The sequence below is a fragment of the Nocardia sp. NPDC050697 genome (assembly GCF_040654395.1).
Lineage (GTDB): Bacteria > Actinomycetota > Actinomycetes > Mycobacteriales > Mycobacteriaceae > Nocardia.
The window spans coordinates 577,148-595,929 of the sequence record NZ_JBFAHY010000002.1 but is presented as its reverse complement, the minus strand read 5'-3'; the positions used below and the strand labels follow the sequence as shown (position 1 = coordinate 595,929).

Here is an 18,782-nt window from a genome sequence, read left to right as displayed (position 1 = left end):
GGCTCAACCGGGGGCGCGCGCGATCTATTCCCGGACCGCCGCGGCGAGCTCGTCGTCCAGGGTGACCCGGACCAGCGCGGCGGCCAGCTCGGCCCGCTTGCCGCGCGGGGCGAGGTCGGCGAGTTCCCCCTCGTCGCCCGGAAGGCCGAGAGCGGTGGCTCCCTTCCGCGCGCGCTCGTCGAAGTAGGGGCCTGCCCACGGCCAGACGTCCTGCACCTCGCGCAGGAAGATGGCGGCGCCGGTCGGGCCGATGCCCTTGAACTCCCGGAGCAGCTCGGCGGCGCGGTCGCGGTCGCCGTCCGCCTGCTCGGCGAGTTCGCGCAGGTCGCCGTGGTAGCGGTCGAGCACGGTGTGCGCGTTCTCGCCGAGCCGGGTGGCGGTGCTCTCGTCGTAGCGGCGGTAGTGGCCGCGGCCGAGCGCGTCGACGAGCTCCTGCCAGCCGGCGTCGGCCACTCGCCGCGGGGTGCCGAAGCCGCTGCGCACCAGTTCGCGGGCGGCGCCGATGGCGAGGTCGGCGGAGATCGGGGCGCTCAGCAGGTCGGTGAGCATCAGCAGGCGGAACAGCGGCGCGGGTTTGTCGTCGAGGGTGATCCCGGCCTGCGCGGCGAAGGTGCCGCCCGCCTTCGTCAGCAGCGTTTCGACGACGTCGTGTCGGCTCATGGTCGCTCTCCTCTCGGGTCACCGGGGGCGTACCCGGTCGCCGACCGATCAATTTCGGCGGGCCGGGCCGTCGGCACTGCCGAGACGACGACGAGGAGGATCGGATGGAGCGCGCCGAGATCATGGGGTGGACCGCGGAGGTGCGGCTGGGGGTGGCCGGGCTGCTGGCGACCCTGGAACCCGCCGAGTGGCAGGTGCGGTCGCTGTGCCCGGCCTGGACCATGCACGAGCTGGCGGCGCACCTGACGCTCTCCACCCGGGACACGCTGCGCGGCGCGCTGCGGGCCGCCGTGCGCGCCCGCTTCGACTTCGACCGGATGACCGAGACGCAGGCGAAGGAGCGGGCGGCGCTGTTCACCCCGGCCGAGCTGATCGCGCAGATCAGAGCCGACGCCACCTCCCCGCGCCGCGCCCCCGGCGCCGGGCCGCTCGACCCGCTGGCCGACTTCCTGGTGCACAGCCAGGACATCGCCCGCCCGCTCGGCCGCGCCCACGCGGTGCCGCTCGCGCCCACCCTAGCCGCGCTCGACCACGTGCGGAGCAGCGTGTTCTGGGGCGCCCGCAAGCGGCTGCGCGGCATCCGGCTGATCGCCACCGATTGCGACTGGAGCGGCGGCGACGGGCCGGACGAGCTCCGCGGCACCGCCTGCGACCTGCTGCTGGTCGCCAGCGGGCGGCCGGCCGGGCTGGTCGAGATGACCGGCTCGGGGGTGCGGCGGGTGGCGGCGGCGCTGTAGCACCGCCGCGCTCCGCAATCCGTGCGGCGGGCCGGTCCGCGTGCAAAGCTGGTGATCATGAACGGTTTCCGGGCGGGGGTGCGCCGATGACGTCGGACGCCGGACTCGATCCCGCCGCCGTCGAGATCGGCACCTTCCTGCCGCGCTCGCCGCAGCTGGTCTGGCGGGCGCTGACCGAGCCTGCGCTGCTGGAGCGCTGGCTCATGCCGTCGGTGGGGTTCGCGGCGACTCCCGGCACGCACTTCCTGTTCACCCTTCCGGCCAGTTCGCCGGGCGAGATCGCCTGCGAGGTGCTCACCGTCCGCGTCCCCGAGCAGCTCACCCTGGCCTGGGTCGACGTGCGGGCGCCCCGGCCCGCGCGCTGGCCGCTCGACCTGACCATCCGGCCGCAGGGCCGCGGCACCAGGCTGCTGCTCACCCAGACCGGTTTCGACATCGCCGACCGGCGGCAGAAGATGGCCCGCAATGCCATGGAGCGCGGCTGGCGCTCCGGGCTGAGCCGGCTCGCGGAGTTGCTCGCCGACGTGGATCCCTAGGCGGCGGATCCTGGCCTAGAGCTGGCTCAGGGCGCCCTCGGCGCTGCGGGCCGCGGTCAGGCAGGCGGCGCTGGTGGCCTGGTCGGCGAGCGGGTGCTTGGCCCGGGAGCGCCACTTGCGGACGGCGTCCAGCGCGGCGGCGCGCAGCGCGGCCGGGGCGGCGTCCGGCGGCAGCCCGAGCCGCAGGTGCGGGGCGATGCCCGCGCCGCCGGCCAGCCGGTGCAGCTCGGCGAGATCGGCGGCGGGGAGCGGGAGTTCGTCGGTGCGCAGCCGGCCGAGCAGCCGGAGCTCGGCGAAGCCGTGCACGTCGGCGAGCAGGGTGCGCACCCGGGGCAGCAGCCGGTCGGCCTCGGTGCCCGGGTAGCCGCGCAGCACCCGGTCCAGCGCGGTCAGCGCGGAGTGCGCCTTCAGCTGGTCGGCGCGCTGGCCGAACTGGGTGTCGAGCACGCCGCGCAGCTCGTCCACGCCGCTGCGCGCGGTGAGCTCGGCGGCGAGCGCGGCGGAGTCCCTGATGCCGAGCCGGATCAGCGTCACCGCCATCCGGATGCCGAAGAGCCCGAAGCGCTCCGCGATCTGGAAGCGCAGCTCCGGCGGGACCGGCAGCGGAATGTCGGGGCGGGCGAAACGATCCGCGGAGAGCAGCGCGGCGCTCAGCTCCGCCGTCGGCACCGCGGCCAGCGCCTCGAACGCCGCGTACTCCTGCTGGCGCAGCGTGGCGGCGGCGAAGGCGAGCAGCCCCGCCACCGGGATCACGGCCTGGCACAGCCCGGTTCGCTCCAGCTCGCCGGCGAAGCGGGCGGCGACATCGCGCGCCGAGTGCAGCGCGTCCAGCGCGCCCGCGCCGATCTCGTCCGCCCTGGAGACCACGCCGATCACGCCGAGCGGCCCGGTGCCGCCCGCGGTGCCCGCGCCGACCCGCTCCAGGAAGCGCACGTCGGCATCGTCCAGCCTGCGCAGCAGGTAGACCACGGCATCGGCGCCGGGCAGCGCGACGGCCGCGTCGTCCTCCGGGGTGAGCAGCCGCGCGGTGCGCCGGGAGACCTCGCGGGAGAGCGAGGAGGTGCCTGGGGTGTCGATGATCGTGGTGGCGGCCAGCGGCGCGGCCGGCCACTCCACCTCCAGGTGGTCGATATCCCGCGGATGGCCGCTCTGCCAGCGCAATCCGTCCAGATCGAAGGTGAGGCCATGAGCGCCGCCTGCCCGGCGCACCACCACATTGGCGCGGTCGCCGTCCGGCGCGAGCGCGGTGACGCTCGGCGTCGGGCCGTTCCGGTACCAGGTGACCACCCGGGTGCACTCGGTGGCGTCGGTGGGCGCGATATCCTGCCCGACCAGCGCGTTCAGCAGCGTCGACTTACCCGCCTTGATCGAGCCGGCGAGCGCGACCCGCAGCGGCTGCTCCAGCCGGCCCGCGCAGTCGCCGAGCAGCGCGCGCGGCCGCGTGTCCCTGGCGAAGGCGCGGCGCGCGGTCTCGATCAGCGCCTGCGCCTCGGGCACGAGCCCCGCGGCGCCACGGGTGGTTCCAGAGGTCATCCGGTTACCGTACCGGCGGATTGCCCGGCGATTGCGGGGGTGTCGGCGGGCATCATGGCGGTGGCATGGCGGCGCAGTTCGGCGACGACCCGCAGCTGCCGCTCCAGCTCCGCGCAGCGCTCGGCGCGGCGGGTGGATTCCATGCTGGCGGCGTCCTGGGTGGCGCGCAGCGAGTCCTCCAGCGAGCGCAGCCCGCGCTCGGCGACGCCCGTGTAGTGGTCGCGCAGCGCACGGTGGATGCGGTGCAGCCGGTCCTTCGACTCCTTGCCCGCCTGGAACGCGACATCGTCGACGAAGCGCCGCACCGCCGTCTTCGCCTCGCCCCTGCGCCGCGCCAGCCTGGCCTGCTTGTCGTCGCGGAAGGCCTTGCCGCCGACCAGCACCCCCGCCCCGAGCGAGATCGGGTTCAGCATGGCGAGCCCGGCGAAGGTGCTGGCCAGCCCCACCATCAGCACGCCGCCGTAGGAGCCGCGCATGCCGACCAGCAGTTTGCTGCCGAAGCCGATGTCGGACTCCAGGTCGGCCAGGGTGCCGGAACCCGCTCGGCTGTCGCCGGATTCGAGCGCGCCGCGCACGTCCGGCAGCTCGACCGCGCCCAGCTCGGCGAAGTGCTCCGCGACCCGCTCGGCCAGCCGGGCCGCGCGCTCGTGGGTGAAGAGCAGGTTGTCGCCGAGCGCGCTGTCCACGCTCAGCCCCAGCCACTCCGCGATCCGCTCCCAGTGCCTGCCCGGGTCGTGGTCGTCGATCCACTCCTCGCCCTCGCGGGCGATCGCGCGGAGCCGTTCCCGCAGGTCGTGGTCGGTGTCGCCGGCCAGGTCGGTGATGCCGTCGCCGAGCGTCTGCTGCCAGGCCGCGGTGCGGCGGTGCAGCTCCTCGGCGGCGGCCTTGGCGGTGCGCAGCTCCTGGAGCGCGGCGGCGCCCTTGTCCGGGTCGCGCAGCGCGACCAGTTCACTGCCGAGCGCGAGCGCGAGATGCTCGGCGGTGGCGGCGATATCGCGGGCCACCCCGGCGCGGACGGCGGCCTGGTCGCGGGCGACCACCTCGTCGCGCAGGAACTGGTAGAGCTCGCCGAAGCCGGACTCCAGGCCGAGCTGGCGGTCCTGGGTGCGCATGGCGTGCTCGCGGAGCAGGGCGGAGACCGGGATGATCGGCAGGTTCAGCTGGGCTCTGTCCAGATGGCCGATGTCGGCCTCGTGCACCCGGCGCCAGTGCGGGTACAGGTCGGTCTTGGTGAGCAGCAGCGCGACCGTCGGGCACAGCTCGCGCACCTGGCGCAGGAAGATGAGCTCGGGCTCGGTGAGCTCGGTGGAGGCGTCGGAGAGGACCAGCACGGCGTCCGCGGTCGGCACCATGCCGAGCACCGTCGCCGCGCCGGGGCCGGAGCCGCCGACGCCGGGGGTGTCCACCAGCACGATGCCATCCGCGAGCAGCGGGTTCGGGGCGTGCAGCTCCAGCCGCAGCACCCGGCGGCCCTCGGCCAGCGGGGTGCGCGCGTCGATGCCCGCGACGGCGTCCGGCGGGACCGGAACCCGCACCTCCGGCGAGCCCGCCTCGGTGCCGGCCAGCACCAGCTCCGCGCGCGGCTCCGCGCCGTGCGCGAGCAGCATCGGCAGCGCCGTGCCGCCGCCGTCGCCGACCGGGCACAGCTCCACGTTCAGCAGGGCGTTCACGAACCGGCTCTTTCCCTGGCCGAGCTGGCCCGCGATCACGATCCGGCGGCGCGGGTCGCGCACCCGCTCGGCCGCCGCCTGCAACCGGTCCACCAGGTCGGAGCGGCGCGCCGCGCGCGCCACCGCGATCGTCTCGGTGAGCACCGGGAGCAGCGGGAGGGCGGGGGCGTTCGGCGTCGGTGCGGTCATCGGCTCGCCTTTCGTCGCGCGGAAAGGCTGCCCGCCCCTTTCCGTGGGACGGGCAGCCTGTGGATCATGGCCTGGATCAGTGGAACAGGCCGTGATCGGTGTCCGTGTCGAGGTGCGCGTCGCTGCCGCTCTGCGAGCTGCCGAACAGCGAGCTCTCCCCGGTCACCGAGCTCGCCCCCGCCGCGCCGCCGGTGCCGCCGCCGGAGAACGAGGTGTCGCCGAAGGCGCTGGAGACGTCGACCGAGTGCCAGGCGCTGCTCGCCGACGAGGCGGTGCCGGAGAGGGAGCCGCCCAGTTCGGCGCCGGAGTTCGCGGCGCCGCCGAGTGCGCCCGAGGCGCTGCCCGCCGCCGTTCCGCCGAGGTCGGCCGCGCCGGAGAGGGTGCCGCCGAGGTCGGATGCGCCGCCGATGGTGCCGGTTGCGGTGGTGCCGAGGTCGGTGGTGCCGTTCACGGCGCCGCCCACGCCGGAGGTGAGCTGACCGCCGAGGTCGGTGGTGCCGCCCACCGCGCCGCCGAGGCCGGTTTCGAGGCCGGAGGTGAGCTGGCCGCCCAGGTCCGCCGTGCCGCCCAGGCCCGTTTCGAGGCCGGAGGTGAGCTGGCCGCCGAGGCCCGCCGTGCCGTCCACCGCGCCGCCCAGGCCGGTTTCCAAGCCGCTGGTCAGCTGGCCACCCAGACCGGCGGTTCCGTCCACGGCGCCGCCGATGCCGGACTCCAGCCCGCCGGCCAGTTGGCCGCCCAGACCCGCCGTGCCGTCCACCGCACCACCCAGGCCGGACTCCAGGCCGCCCGCGAGCTGGCCACCCAGGCCGGCGGTCCCATCGACCGCGCCGCCAAGCCCTGCGGCGAGCTGGCCGCCGAGACCCGCAGTCCCGTCCACCGCGCCGCCCAGACCGGCGGCGAGCTGGCCACCCAGGCCCGCGGTACCGTCCACCGCGCCGCCGAGGCCCGCGGCCACCTGGCCGCCGAGGCCGGCTGCACCGTCGACGGCACCGCCGAGGCCGGACTCCAGGCCGACGGTCAGCTGGCCGCCGACGCCCGCGGCACCGTCGACCGCGCCGCCGAGCCCGGTCTCCAGGCCGCCCGCCAGTTCGCCGCCGAGGCCGGCGGTTCCGTCGAGCGCACCGTCGAGGCCGGTGACCACGCCGCCGGTGACGTCGGAGAGGCCGGTCTCGAGGCCGGCCGCGGTCTCGCCGCCCGCGGCGAGGACGCCGCCGACGGTGCTGGCGAGGCCGGTCTCCAGGCCCGCGCCCGCCTGTGCGCCCGCGTTCAGCGCGCCGTCGAGGCCGGCGCTCAGATCACCGCCGAGTCCGGCGGCGGAGTCCAGGGCGCCGTCCAGCGTCCCGCCGAGGTTCGTCGTGGCATCGACCGCGCCACCCAGACCGGCACCGAGACCGGCGGCAGCGTCGACCGCACCGCCGAGGCCCGCGCCCAGCCCGGCGGCCGCATCTACCGCACCACCGACACCCGCGCCCAAGCCCGCGTCCACTGCGCCACCGAGGCCGGCTTCGAGGTCGGCGGCGGAATCCAGCGCGCCGTCGAGGGCGCCGCCGACACCGGCACCCAGACCGGCGGCCGCATCCACCGCACCACCCACTCCCGCACCGACGCCGGCGGCACCGTCCACCACGCCGCCGAGAGCGCCACCGAGGCCGGCGGCCGCGTCCACCGCACCGCCCACACCTGCACCGAGACCGGCAGCCGCGTCGATCGTCCCATCGAGGGCGCCACCCAGGCCGGCGGCGGCATCCACCGCACCGCCGACTCCGGCGCCCAGGCCCGCACCGACACCCGCCGCGCCGTCGAGCGCGCCGCCGAGACCGGCGCCGGCCCCCGCAGCGGCATCGACCACACCGCCCAGGCCGGCGCCGACACCGGCGGCCGCGTCGACCGCACCGCCGAGACCCGCGCCGAGACCGGTCGTGGCATCCACCGCGCCGTCGAGGGCGCCGCCAACACCCGCACCCAGACCGGCGGCCGCGTCGACCGCGCCGCCGACACCCGCGCCGAGACCGGCAGCCGCGTCGACCGTTCCATCGAGGGCACCGCCGAGGCCCGCGCCCACACCGGCAGCGCCGTCGACCGCGCCGCTCAGCGCACCGCCCACACCGGCGCCGATGCCCGCGGCCGCGTCGACCGCGCCACCCAGGCCCGCGCCGACTCCTGCCGCAGCATCCACGGCACCGTCGAGGGCGCCGCCCAGACCGGCCGCGGCGTCGACCGCGCCACCGGCGGCGCCGCCCAGGCCAGCGGCCGCGTCGACGGCTCCGCCGAGGCCGGCACCCAGACCGGCGCCGACACCCGCGACACCGTCCAGGGCGCCACCGAGGCCCGCGCCCACACCGGCTGCGCCATCGACCGCACCGTTCAGCGCGCCGCCGAGACCGGCACCGACGCCCGCGGCGGCGTCGACCGCGCCGCCGAGGCCGGCACCCAGCCCGGCGGCGGCATCCACCGCACCACCGAGGGCGCCGCCCAGACCTGCGCCGACACCGGCGGCACCGTCCACCACTCCGCCGAGCGCGCCACCGAGACCGGCGGCAGCGTCAACCGCGCCCCCGACGGCACCGCCCAGCCCGGCGCCCAGACCGGCAGCAGCGTCGACAGCGCCACCAACAGCCCCACCCAAACCCGCACCCAGACCAGCGGCCGCATCTACAGCGCCCCCGACGGCACCGCCGAGACCGGCGCCAAGACCCGCGGCGGCATCAACCGCACCACCGACAGCACCACCCAGACCAGCGCCGAGACCGGCAGCGGCGTCCACCGCACCACCCACGGCACCGCCGAGGCCCGCACCAAGGCCCGCGGCGGCATCGACCGCACCGCCAACAGCACCCCCGAGACCGGCACCAAGACCCGCGGCGGAGTCGACCGCACCGCCAACAGCACCCCCGAGCCCGGCACCAAGACCCGCGGCGGCATCCACCGCACCACCCACAGCACCACCGAGCCCCACACCAAGACCGGCGGCCGCGTCAACGGCTCCGCCGAGCCCGGCCCCGAGCCCGGCCGCAACATCCACAGCCCCGTTCAGAGCACCCCCGAGATCCACTCCGGCATCCACGGCCCCACCCAGCCCGAGATCGATATCCGTATCGACCGACCCCGCGAGATCCAGATCCGCGACCGCCCCGATGGCAGCCGACCCCGCCGCCCCGATCACAGCGGCGGCCGCCGCCTGAGCCCCCGCCGCGACGATGGCCGACAACTGCGACCCGCCCGCGACGAACGCCGACTCCGCGACCATGGGCGCGACGGCGGCGATGTCCTCGGGGCTCACGTCGGAGAGCCCGGCCGCGGCCAGCGCCCCGGTCGGGTTGTTGCAGTACCCCACCGCGGCTTCACGATCACGCAGCAGGTCGAGGATGAACTCGAGGATGGCGTTCGGGGTCATGGGTTCGTCTCCTGGGTTCGGCGGGGCCGAGCGGCCCGCTGCAGTCGGAATGACTTTCACGCTAGGAGCGCGGGGCGTTACGCCGAAACGGGGCGCACCCCCAATGCTCGTGGGGGCATTTCGTTAGGGGTTCGAAGCGCATTAGGGGAATTTCCCCGAACCTGCCCGGAATCGGTAACGGCGCTCCCCCAGCAACCGACAGAGCTGGTGCGCCGGGTGCGCACGCAGTAGGGCAGCGACACATCGGACCAACAGTTCTCGAACGGGGTTCAGGAATGACACAGCGTCTGGCGCTCGGCATCACCGTCGGTGCGTACCGGTCGGCCGTCGCGGCTATCGCCGCCGACGATCGTGACGGCGAATCCGCCCGGGTCACGGCGCACCCAAGCGTGCTACGGCTGACGGCGGACGCCGCGCCCGCGTTCGGCACCGCGGCGAGGCCGGGCGGGCGGCACTCCGGCGACGCCGTGCTGGAGGGCTTCCTCGCCCGGGTCGGCGATCCGGTCGCGATGCTGGCCGAGGATGGATCCGAGCACGTCGCGGAGGATCTCGTCGCGACATCGGTGGCCTGCCTGATCGAGGAGGCGGCCGGGTACGCCGACCCGGTGACGGTCGCCTGTCACCCGGCGTGGTGGTCGAGACACACGGTCGAGGCGCAGCGCGACGCGCTGGCGAGGGCGGGGCTGGACGACGTCACCCTGGTCCCGGAACCCGCCGCCGTGCTGCGGCTGCTCGACGCGGGCCGCGCCCCCCGCGAGGACGGCGCGGTGGTGGTCTACGACCTCGGCGCCACCGGCCTCACCGTGTCGGTGCTGCGCACCGGCGCGCAGTCCGGAATGCTCGCCGCCCCGGTGCGCAGTACCGAGGTGGCGGGCGCCGAATTCGATCTGCTCACCATGCGTTACGTGCTGGCAAATGCGATGGGTGAAAACGATTTCGACCCCTTCGATCCGGTGGTGGAACGGGAATTGTCGGCGCTGCGCGAGCGGTGCCGGAAAGCGAAGGAGGTCCTTTCCCGGGACACCGCCACCGTGGTCGAGGTCCGGCTGGACCCGGCGGCGGGGCCGCAGCGGATCCGGCTGGTCCGCGGCGAGGTCGAGGATCTGCTGCGCGCCCCGCTGCTGACCTCCGCCGAGCTCGTCCGCGACGCGCTGCACCGGGCCGGGGTCGAGCTCGGCGATGTGCGCCGGATCGTGCTCACCGGCGGCGGGGGCGCGATTCCGCTGGTCACGGAGGTGCTCTCGTCCGAGTTCGGGCTGCCGGTGGCGGCCGCGGGCGACCCGGAGAACGCCGCGGCCCGCGGCGCCGCCCTGCTCGCCGCCGATCTGGCGAGCACCACGGTGCAGAACACCCCCGCGGTCGCCGCCGACGACACGGAGACAAGGGCGATCCCGGCGCTACTCCCCGATCTACCTGACCCGCCGCAACCGCGCGGGCGCTTCACCGGCCGCCAGCGGGCCGGCATCGTGGCGGGCGCGGTGACCGCGCTCGCCCTGCTCGCCACCGGCACGCTCGCCCTCGGCACCGGCACCTTCGGCGGCGGCGAATCGACGTCCCCCTCCACCGTGCAGAGCCCGGCCGAGGCGGTGGGCGTCCCCGCCTCCGACGCCCCGGCCGTCCCCGGCGTCATCCCGGTCGACGCCACCGGCCAGCCGGTGACCGCGGCCCCCGGCACCGTCGCGAACAACGGCACCCCGGGCACCGCGGCCGTACCGAACGGCCAGCCGGGCCAGCCGACCCAGCAGCAGGCCGGGAGCCCGGCCCCCGATCAGCCCGCACCCCAGCAGGCCCCCGCCCCCCAGGCCCCGGCGCAGAACAACGGCGGTGTCACCCCGCCCCCCGCGAACAGCGGCGGCGCACCTCCGCAGACCGTCGTGATCCAGCCCCCCACCGCCCCGAACGTGAGCGTGCCGACCGGCGTGCTCAACGACACCGTCGACGGTCTCGGCGGCGTCGTCGGCGGCGTGGGTGACACCGTCGGCGGCGTGGTGGGCGGCGTCGGCGAGGTACTCGGAGGCTCCGGTGGCTGAGGCTGCCTTCGACACCCTCCCGATCGCGCGCGAGATCCTGCGGGAACTCGAGGCCGGCTCCGCGGAGCCGACGGTCTACCTGGTCCGCGGCCGCTCCGGCACCGGCAAGTCCACGCTGCTCGCCGCCATCAGGGCGCAGCTGCGCGCCGCCGGGATCCCGGCGCGCGACACCGTCTCCGGCACGGCGCGGCCCGCGCACCAGGCGGGCCGCCCGGCTCCGGCGCGCGCGGCCGCCCCCGCGCCGAACCGCGTTCCGCTGCAGGGCCGCCCCGCCCCCCGGCTTCCGGTCCCGAGCAGGCAGCCGCCACCGCGCCGCCCCGGCTCCCCGGCCGTGGTCGGCGCTGCCCGTCCGCAGCAGACGCCGCAGCGCGAGGCCGCGCTGGTGATCGACAACGCGCACACCCTCGGCGATGCCGAGCTGCTCGCGCTGTGCCGGGCGATCGACGCCGGGCAGCGCACCGTGGTGATCGCGGCCCAGCCCCGCCCGCACGACGCCCGGTTGCGCCGGCTCGCCGACACCGTGGCCAGGCGCGGCCGGGTGGTGGAGCTGCGCGCGCTCGGCGCGGCCGAGATCGTTCCGTTCGCCCGCGAGCTCGGCATGGTGGTGCCGCGCTCGGTGGCCAAGCACATACACCAGCTGACCGCGGGGAACCGCGGCGGCGTCGTCGCGGCGCTCACCGCCGCCAGCTCGGCCCGGCTGGACGCCGGGATCGCCACCGTGGACGCGGCCGTCACCGAGTGGGCCCGCGGCCTGCTCGGCGCGGTCGAGCCGGACCTGCTGGAGACGCTCGCGGTGGCCACCACCGGCACCGGGCTCGACTCCAGCGAGCTGGTCGAGGTGCTCGGCGTCCCGGCGGGCGCCGCCGACGCGCTGATCGACCGGGCCAGGGCCAGCGCCCTCGTCACCGATGCCGACCTGCTGCTCGACCCGGCCATCGCGCCGCTGCGCACGCTGCTCGGGGACCGCCGCTTCGTCGCGGTGCAGCGCAGGCTGCTCTCCGCGCGGCTGGACGCCGGGCTGCTGCGCGACCACACCGCGCTGCTGCTCGCCGAGTCCGGCGTGCGCGACCCCCGGCTCGCCGAGTTCCTGTGCCACGCCGCCGAGAAGGCGGGCGCGGAGGCGGTCCGCTACTACCGCGCCGCCGTGGCCGCGGGCACCGACCCCGACACCATCGCGCTGCCGTGGGCCGAGGCCGCGCTGCGCGCGGGCGACGGCGAGGCGGCGCTGCGGCTGGCCGAGCCGGTGCTGGCCCGGCTCGGCGGCGCCGACCCCGGCGCGCTCGACCCCGCCGCCACCGCCCCCGACCTCGCCACCGCCGTCCGGATCTGCGCGACGGTGCTGGTCCGGCGCGGCCGCGCCGCTCGAGCCGCGCAGCTCTACGGCTGGCTCGGACCGCACCGGGCCGGCGCGGACTGGGCGACCGGCGCCGCCGTGCAGTACCTCGCGGGCGACGCCGCGGGCGCCGCCACCATGTCGGCCTCGGCCCGGCAGTGGCCGCCGACCGAGGCCAACGCGCACGCCCGCCGCGTCGTGGAGGCGCTGGAGCGCACCGTCGCCCCGCGCCCCGACCCGACCGGCCGGGGCCGGATGGCGCTGCTGGAGGACGGCGAGGCGGGCACCGCCGCCGCGGTCTCCGCGCTGATCGGGGTCGCGCACGCGGCCGCCGCCACCGAGCGGCTGCTGCCCTGCGCCGCGACCACCATCGCCACCGTGCTCTGCCTGAGCATCGGCGAGCCGCGCCGCGCCATCGACGCGCTGCGCCGGGCCGAGGCCGACGGCAACGCGGGGCAGCAGCCCGGCGTGCTCGCGGCCTGGGCGGCCATGCTCGGCGGCGACGAGCGCACCGCGGCCGACCGGGTCGCCGCCTTCGACCATGCGGCCCTGGAGCCGAGGGATCGGCTGCTGGCGCACGGCGTCGCGGTCGGGCTGGCCCGCCGCTCCGGCGACCACACCGCGCTCACCCTGGCCTGGGAGGCCGCGGTGCCGCTCTTCGACGAGGTCGACGCCGACCTGCTGACGCTGCTGCCGATCGGCGAGCTCTGGCTGGCCGGGATCCGGCTGCGCGACGAGCGCCGGATCGCCCCGCTGGTGGCCGCCGGGTACGGCGTGCTCCGCCGCCTCGGCGAGCCGCCCGCCTGGGCCAATGCCTTCCACTGGTACGGCGTGCAGGCCGCGCTGGCGCAGGAGCGCCCGGACGACCTGCTGCCGCACGCCGGGCAGCTCAGGGCCGCGGCCGAGGCGGGCGACCGGCACGCCGCGGTGCTGGCGCAGGCGGGCCGCACCTGGGTGCTCGTGCTGCGCGGCGAGGTGGCCGCGCCCGCGGTCGAGGCCGCGGTGGCGCAGCTGGCCGCGCTCGGCCTCACCTGGGACGCCGCCCGGCTGGCCAGCGAGGCCGCGCTCGCCGCGGCCGACCCGGCCGCCGCGACCGCGCTGCTCAAGCTGGCCCGCACGGTGCGCTCGGAGGCCAGGCCCGCCGACACCGCGCCCCGGCCGCGCACCCCCGCCGCGCACCCGGCGCCGGGCACCGCCCCGGCGGCCGTGCTCAGCGAGCGCGAGCGCGAGGTCGCGGAGCTGGTGCTGCTCGGGCTGACCTACCGGGAGATCGGCGCCCGGCTCTACATCTCGGCGAAGACGGTGGAGCACCACGTCGCCCGGATCCGGCGTCGAATCGGTGCCCAGTCCCGTTCGGAGTTATTGTCGATGCTCCGCGCCATGGGACACGGCTCGCTGCTGGTGTGACGCCTGGTCGGGAGAAACCTGTCCGGGTGGACGTCGAAGCGAGGTAAACAGGATGGCCACTGGTGTGGGCCTGCGCATTGCCGACGACGAATGCGTCGCCGCGATCGCGACCGACAGCGGGGCGGAGGGGGATCTCCCGGACGGCGAGCCGCACTACATCGTCCGCACCTGCGTGCTGCACATGTCGGACGACGGCGACGCCGCGCTCGGCGGCGAGCCGCCGGACGGCTACACGCACTCGATCCGGCACTTCGTCGGCGCCATCGGCGACCCGAACGGGGTCACGGTGGACGACGGCGAGGCGTACCGGGCCGAGGATCTGGTCGCGACCGCGCTGTTCTGCCTGATCAACCTCTCCGCCGACTACCTGGTCGGTCCGGCCGAGTTCTACGCCACGCACCCGAACAGCTGGCCGCCGGAGCACGTGCAGGGGCTGCGCGAGGCGCTGGACTACCTCGGGCTGCGCTCGGTGGTGCTGGTGGACGAGGCCGACCTGCCGCCCGCCGCCGGGCTGGACCGCGGCCGCATCCTGGCGCACCACGCGGCCCGCTCGGCGCTGGCCGCGGTGCTCGCCACCCCGGCCGGCACCACCCCGCCGGATCCCTCGCAGCCGCCGGTGCACGCGCTCGAGGTCACCGATGTCATTCCGAGCGTCGACGCCGCGGGCGCGCGGCCGCAGGCGTACTCGGCCGCCATGCCCGCCGCCGAGCCGGTGATGGCGGAGCCGGCCGCGACCACCGGCGAGCCCGCCGCGGCGACCCCGGCCACCGTGCCGCCCGCCCCGCCGGAGCACCGCACCCGCAATCGGATCGTGCTGCTGATCGCCGCCGCGGTGGCGCTCGGCACGGTGCTCGGCGGGATCGGCATGGCGTTGATCTTCCGCGAATCGACGGACCCGAAGGTGCCGCCGCTGCCGGATGCTCAATCGTCGCTGCCGCCGGTCACCTCGACCACCGCGCCGCTGCCCCCGCCGCCGCTGCCGCTCAGCACCGAGCCGGGCGTCGTGGTCACCATGACCACCACCGTCCCGGAGCCGGCCCCTGAACCGCCGCCACCCCCGCCGACCAGCGAAGAGCCGACGAGCGGTGCACCGACCACCACCCGGACCACCACCCGGCGGACCACCACCACCAGGGCGCCGTGGCAGCAGCCGTGGCCGCCGACCTACCCGCCGGGATTCCCGACCTGGACTCTGCCCGGTTACTGAGGAACGGTCCGACCGCCCGGTTCTCGGGGGTAGATCATTCCGCTCGCCGATTGCCCACGACCTATACGCATTCGTGCCCTAGAGTGTTGCGCTGACCGGACTTTCCCCACCGGGTGGTCCGCTGAACGATGATCTTCGTGGGTGCGGTACACCTGCCCCCACTGATGGCTGGCACGTCGGTGCCGACGAAGGGACTTCATGCGCAAGCTGGTGGCGCGTCGCGCCGCGGTCAGGGCAGCCGGCATCGCCGCCGCGACGACCGTCATTCTCGCTCCCCTGCTCTGCTCCGGCGCCGCCACCGCGGCACCGGAACAGCTCGCCGCCGACGCGCTCCCCGCCGAACTGGTCCAGGCCATCGCGCGCGATCTGCAGATGACCCCCGTCGAGTACCTGGACCGCGCCGCGCGCGCCCAGGAGCTGCGCAGCTACGCCAGCGACTTCCGCGCCGAGCGCCCCGGTGATTTCGCCGGCGCCTGGATCGGCCAGGACGGCAGGCCGGTGGTCGCGGTGACCTCCCCCGAGGCGGCGCAGATCGCCACCGCCGACGGCTACCAGACCCGGCTCGCCCCGGTGAACGCCGACGGCCTGGAGGGCTCGCTGCAGCAGTTCGGCCAGTGGGTCAACACGCTGCCGAAGGAGCTGGCGCAGGCCATCCAGTCGGTCGCGCTCGACTTCCTGAACAGCCAGCTGGTGGTCAGCATCGCCAACACCCCCAACGGGCACGTGCTCAACCTGCCCACCCTGATCGCCAACGTGAAGGTCATCCTGACCCCGGGCGGCGGCGGGCCGGTGGAGCGCAGGCCGATGGCGGGTGACACCTACATCACCTCGAACCTCTCGCTGCACGACAGCAACCTGCAGGGCGTCGACGTCTGCTCGTTCGGCTTCAACAGCGTGGACGCGGCGGGCCGCGCGCTGAACATCAGCGCCGGGCACTGCGACCCCAGGCTGGGCGAGGGCGACCAGCGGGCCACGGTGTACCAGCCGAACGTCAGGGACATCCCGAACAGCCCCGCGCTCGGCACCTTCGCGCAGGCCAACCTGGGCGGCGCCAGCGGCCTCGACTTCTCGGTCATCGAGCTGAACGAGCACGCGGTCGGGCTCGGCATGGACCAGCCCTCGGTGCGCGGCTCCAACGGCACCACGCTGCACATCACCGGCACCGCCGACCCGATCACCGGCGCGCCGATCTGCAAGTCGGGCCAGTCCTCCACCTTCACCTGCGGCTACGTCGTGGCGGACCGGGTGGAGACCCAGCTCTACACCGCGGAGGGGGAGAGCCGCACCATCCGCGGCTTCGCCAGCTCCGCCTGCACCCTCGGGGGCGACAGCGGCGGGGCGATCGTCTCCGGCACGCTCGCCCTCGGCATCACCAGCGGGTCGAACGCGGCCGACGCACCGAACTGCAACGAGGCCAATGTGGCGCTCGCGCAGTACGGCGGCACGGCGACCCTCGGCATTCCGATCCGGCCCATCCTGGCCGAGATCGATGCCGCCTCCGGCGGTGGCACGGGCTCCGGGATCACCGTCCGGACCAAGCCGGTCACCAGCTGAAATTCGGCAAACTGTCGGTGACCGCCGACACACGCCGGATCTGTCCGAATCGCAGCCACGCAGCACAGGGGACGAGTAGTGATAGCGGACCGCACACCATATAGTCTGGGCATGCTTCTGCCACGCACCGGCAGCCGGCGGCCTGCCGCCCGCTCCGGAACATTCCGAAAGACCGTGATCGCGGCCTCGGCCGCGGTCCTGCTGTTCGGCCCGACCGCGGCAGTAGCCTCCGCAGACCCGGCGCCCGCCGCCGAACTGCCCGCCGATCTGGTCGCCGCCGTGCAGCGCGACCTGAAGATCTCCGCCGACGAGTACCTGACCCGCGCCGATGTCGCGCAGCAGGTCGCGGCCTTCGCCACCAATGCCCAGCGGCAGTTCCCGCAGGTGTTCGGCGGGGCGTGGCTGGACGACGCGGGCCGCGCGGTGGTCGCGCTCTCCCAGGGTCCCGGTGCCGACGAGGCCAGGCAGGCCGCCGAGTCCGCCGGGTTCGAGGTGCGCAATGTCGCCAAGAGCGAGGCCGCGCTGCGCGGCGAGAAGAGCGCCTTCGAGCGCTGGCTGGACGGCCAGCCGGCCGAGATCGCGAACCTGGTGCGCGGCGTCGTCATCGACACCGTGAACAACAGCATCGCGGTCCGGGTAGACCAGGCCGGGCTGCCCATGCCGAGCTTCGTCGACCCCTCCCGGGTGATCGTCATGGCCCCGCCGATCGCGGGCGAGCAGGCCCCCAAGCCGCAGGCGACCGAGATCGCCGAGGCCAACGGCCAGCTCGCCGCCGGCGACGGCTACGCCTCGGTGGCCGGCGACACCTCGCTGCGCTGCTCGCTCGGGTTCAACGGCACCGACCGCAACGGCAACGTCGTGAACATCACCGCGGGCCACTGCAACCCGGACATCCCGTCCGCGGGCACCGGCAACGCGGCGGGCGTGTACGAGGTGGCCCGCGGCGATCGCCTCGGCGCGCAGCTCGGCAGCTTCGCGAAGTCGGTGCTCGGCAACCAGGACTACTCGATCATCCGGGTCAACGACCAGGTGGCCGGGCGCTTCGCCAACAACACCGTGCGCGCGGGCGGCGCCGCCCCGATCGCCATCGAGGGCGTGGCCAGCCCGGTCGTCGGCGCCCCGGTCTGCAAGTCCGGTGCCCGCACCGGCTTCAGCTGCGGCGTGGTGAACGCGATCGACCAGACCGTCCAGGTCGGCGACCGGGAACTCACCCAGAGCTTCTCCGCCACCATCTGCGCGCTGCCCGGCGATTCCGGCGGCCCGCTGGTCTCCGGCCGGATGGCGCTCGGCATCTCCAGCGCCTCGTCGGTCGCCGACTACCCGGTGTGCGAGATCCCCAACCTGATCGGCGCGCTCACCGGCAATGTGCCGCAGCTCTTCGCGCAGCCCGTGAGCGTCGTGCTCTCGGACAACCCGGGGCTCCGGGTACGTACCGGCTAGTAGGTACCGGGCAGTAGCAGAGAAGGCCGGGAGCGGATGCGCTCCCGGCCTTCTCCGTTTCAGAGCCCGTGGGCATGGCCGGAGCCGCCGAAATACAAGTCGGCGCAAAACATCACTGTGCGACCGCGGTTTCCGGTCCGCTACCACCCGGACCGGAGGATTTTCGGGGCGCTGAGCGCCACGCTGCCGCATCGGACCACCGGCCCGAGGGTCCTGGGTACCCCCGACACCGGAGAACGCCCTGCGGGCACGGGAACGCGAAACGGCCCGGACCTCGAATCGAGGTCCGGGCCGTCCCGGGATTTCGTGCCTCAGCGCTTACTTCGGCTGATCGGCAGGCTTCTGCTTGTCGGCCCACTTGGTGGTGCCGTCGGCCGCGGCGATGGTGTTCACCAGGTCGATGCCGGCAATGGCGAGCGCCGGGCCGCCGATGCCGGCGCCCGCGATGGCGGCCGGGATGCAGCCGACACCGAAGAGCGGGAGCCCCATGATGCAGCCGGTCACGCCGCCCGCGATGGCGCCGACGGCGGTGCCGAGGAAGCTGCCCACCGCGGTCGCGATGCCGAACTGGCTGGCGAACTCGTTCTGCGCCCGCTGGTTCTCGATCGGCGAGGCGATCGGCTTGACGTTCACGTTGACCGTGTTCGCCTTCTCCTCGGGCAGCGCCGGCTGCGCCTCCGGGGTCAGCTCGAGGACCTTGCCGTCCTCCTTGACCACGGGCTTCACCGGGACCGAGATGTCACCGAGCGAGAAGTCCACCGGCAGCGTCATGACGACGTTGCCCGCGCCGTCCTTGACGTTGTAGTACTCCACCTCGTCGACGCCGTTGGTCTCCTTGGTGAGCTCGAAGGTGCCACCCTTGAGCGTGGTGACGACCGTCTTGTCGATCAGCTTCACCGAGTAGTTGATCGGCGCCGCAGGGTCGGCGGCCGGCGCGGGGTTCGCGTACGCCGTGCCCGCCCCCACGGTCAGCGCGCCGATGACCAGCGCGGCAGCCGCGGCGGTTCTCCGGAGATTCAATGCAGTTGTCCAATCCATTCTCAGGGGATGTTCGCGGCCCGCTCTCTCCATACGCGAGAGCTCGTCATCCCG

At 75.3% G+C, this 18,782-nt stretch carries 12 protein-coding genes and 1 pseudogene; 7 read left to right on the top strand and 6 right to left on the bottom strand.

What is annotated here, in order from left to right; genetic code table 11:
* Positions 1-24 precede the first annotated feature (24 nt).
* Entirely contained in the window at positions 25-660 is a 636-nt protein-coding gene (locus AB0H71_RS10330) for an endonuclease (protein WP_357017597.1), read from the bottom strand.
* A 104-nt stretch (positions 661-764) separates the two neighbouring features.
* On the opposite strand from AB0H71_RS10330, the gene AB0H71_RS10325 reads away from it, so the two are divergent.
* Positions 765-1,397, top strand: coding sequence for a maleylpyruvate isomerase family mycothiol-dependent enzyme (locus AB0H71_RS10325; RefSeq protein ID WP_357017595.1), 633 nt, complete (start codon positions 765-767; stop codon positions 1,395-1,397).
* An 86-nt stretch (positions 1,398-1,483) separates the two neighbouring features.
* A complete protein-coding gene (locus AB0H71_RS10320) occupies positions 1,484-1,933 on the top strand; it encodes an SRPBCC domain-containing protein (protein WP_357017592.1) in 450 nt (149 codons plus the stop codon).
* Positions 1,934-1,948: 15 nt separating this feature from the next.
* Here the strand turns inward: AB0H71_RS10320 and AB0H71_RS10315 are convergent, their stop codons facing one another.
* The 4 genes and pseudogenes from AB0H71_RS10315 to AB0H71_RS10300 form a co-directional block, all read right to left on the bottom strand.
* Entirely contained in the window at positions 1,949-3,466 is a 1,518-nt protein-coding gene (locus tag AB0H71_RS10315) for a dynamin family protein (RefSeq protein WP_357017588.1), read from the bottom strand.
* Positions 3,463-5,325 (bottom strand): dynamin family protein, encoded by a 1,863-nt coding sequence (locus AB0H71_RS10310; RefSeq protein WP_357017584.1) that lies wholly within the window; start codon positions 5,323-5,325, stop codon positions 3,463-3,465. The genes AB0H71_RS10315 and AB0H71_RS10310 overlap by 4 nt, the downstream gene beginning before the upstream one ends.
* Positions 5,326-5,401: 76 nt before the next feature.
* Positions 5,402-6,082, bottom strand: coding sequence for a hypothetical protein (locus AB0H71_RS10305; RefSeq protein ID WP_357018541.1), 681 nt, complete (start codon positions 6,080-6,082; stop codon positions 5,402-5,404).
* A 2,538-nt stretch (positions 6,083-8,620) separates the two neighbouring features.
* A pseudogene (locus tag AB0H71_RS10300) lies at positions 8,621-8,719 on the bottom strand (hypothetical protein); the annotation flags it as partial.
* Between the two features lie 275 nt (positions 8,720-8,994).
* Between AB0H71_RS10300 and AB0H71_RS10295 the strand changes: the two are divergent.
* The 5 genes from AB0H71_RS10295 (at position 8,995) to AB0H71_RS10275 (ending at position 17,690) form a co-directional block, all read left to right on the top strand.
* Entirely contained in the window at positions 8,995-10,749 is a 1,755-nt protein-coding gene (locus AB0H71_RS10295; RefSeq protein ID WP_357017581.1) for an Hsp70 family protein, read from the top strand.
* Positions 10,742-13,489, top strand: coding sequence for a LuxR C-terminal-related transcriptional regulator (locus tag AB0H71_RS10290; RefSeq protein ID WP_357017578.1), 2,748 nt, complete (start codon positions 10,742-10,744; stop codon positions 13,487-13,489). Before AB0H71_RS10295 ends, AB0H71_RS10290 begins: the two co-directional genes overlap by 8 nt.
* A 52-nt stretch (positions 13,490-13,541) precedes the next feature.
* Positions 13,542-14,696: a hypothetical protein gene (locus AB0H71_RS10285; protein WP_357017575.1), complete on the top strand. Its 1,155-nt coding sequence runs from the start codon at positions 13,542-13,544 to the stop codon at positions 14,694-14,696.
* A 198-nt stretch (positions 14,697-14,894) separates the two neighbouring features.
* The gene (locus tag AB0H71_RS10280) at positions 14,895-16,250 is read left to right on the top strand and encodes a S1 family peptidase (protein ID WP_357017572.1); all 1,356 of its coding nucleotides are present in this window, start codon (positions 14,895-14,897) and stop codon (positions 16,248-16,250) included.
* Between the two features lie 111 nt (positions 16,251-16,361).
* On the top strand, positions 16,362-17,690 hold the full coding sequence (locus AB0H71_RS10275) for a S1 family peptidase (protein ID WP_357017569.1): 1,329 nt from the start codon (positions 16,362-16,364) through the stop codon (positions 17,688-17,690).
* 318 nt (positions 17,691-18,008) lie between these two features.
* On the opposite strand, the gene AB0H71_RS10270 is transcribed toward AB0H71_RS10275, so the two are convergent.
* Positions 18,009-18,710: a hypothetical protein gene (locus AB0H71_RS10270; protein ID WP_357017566.1), complete on the bottom strand. Its 702-nt coding sequence runs from the start codon at positions 18,708-18,710 to the stop codon at positions 18,009-18,011.
* Positions 18,711-18,782 lie beyond the last annotated feature (72 nt).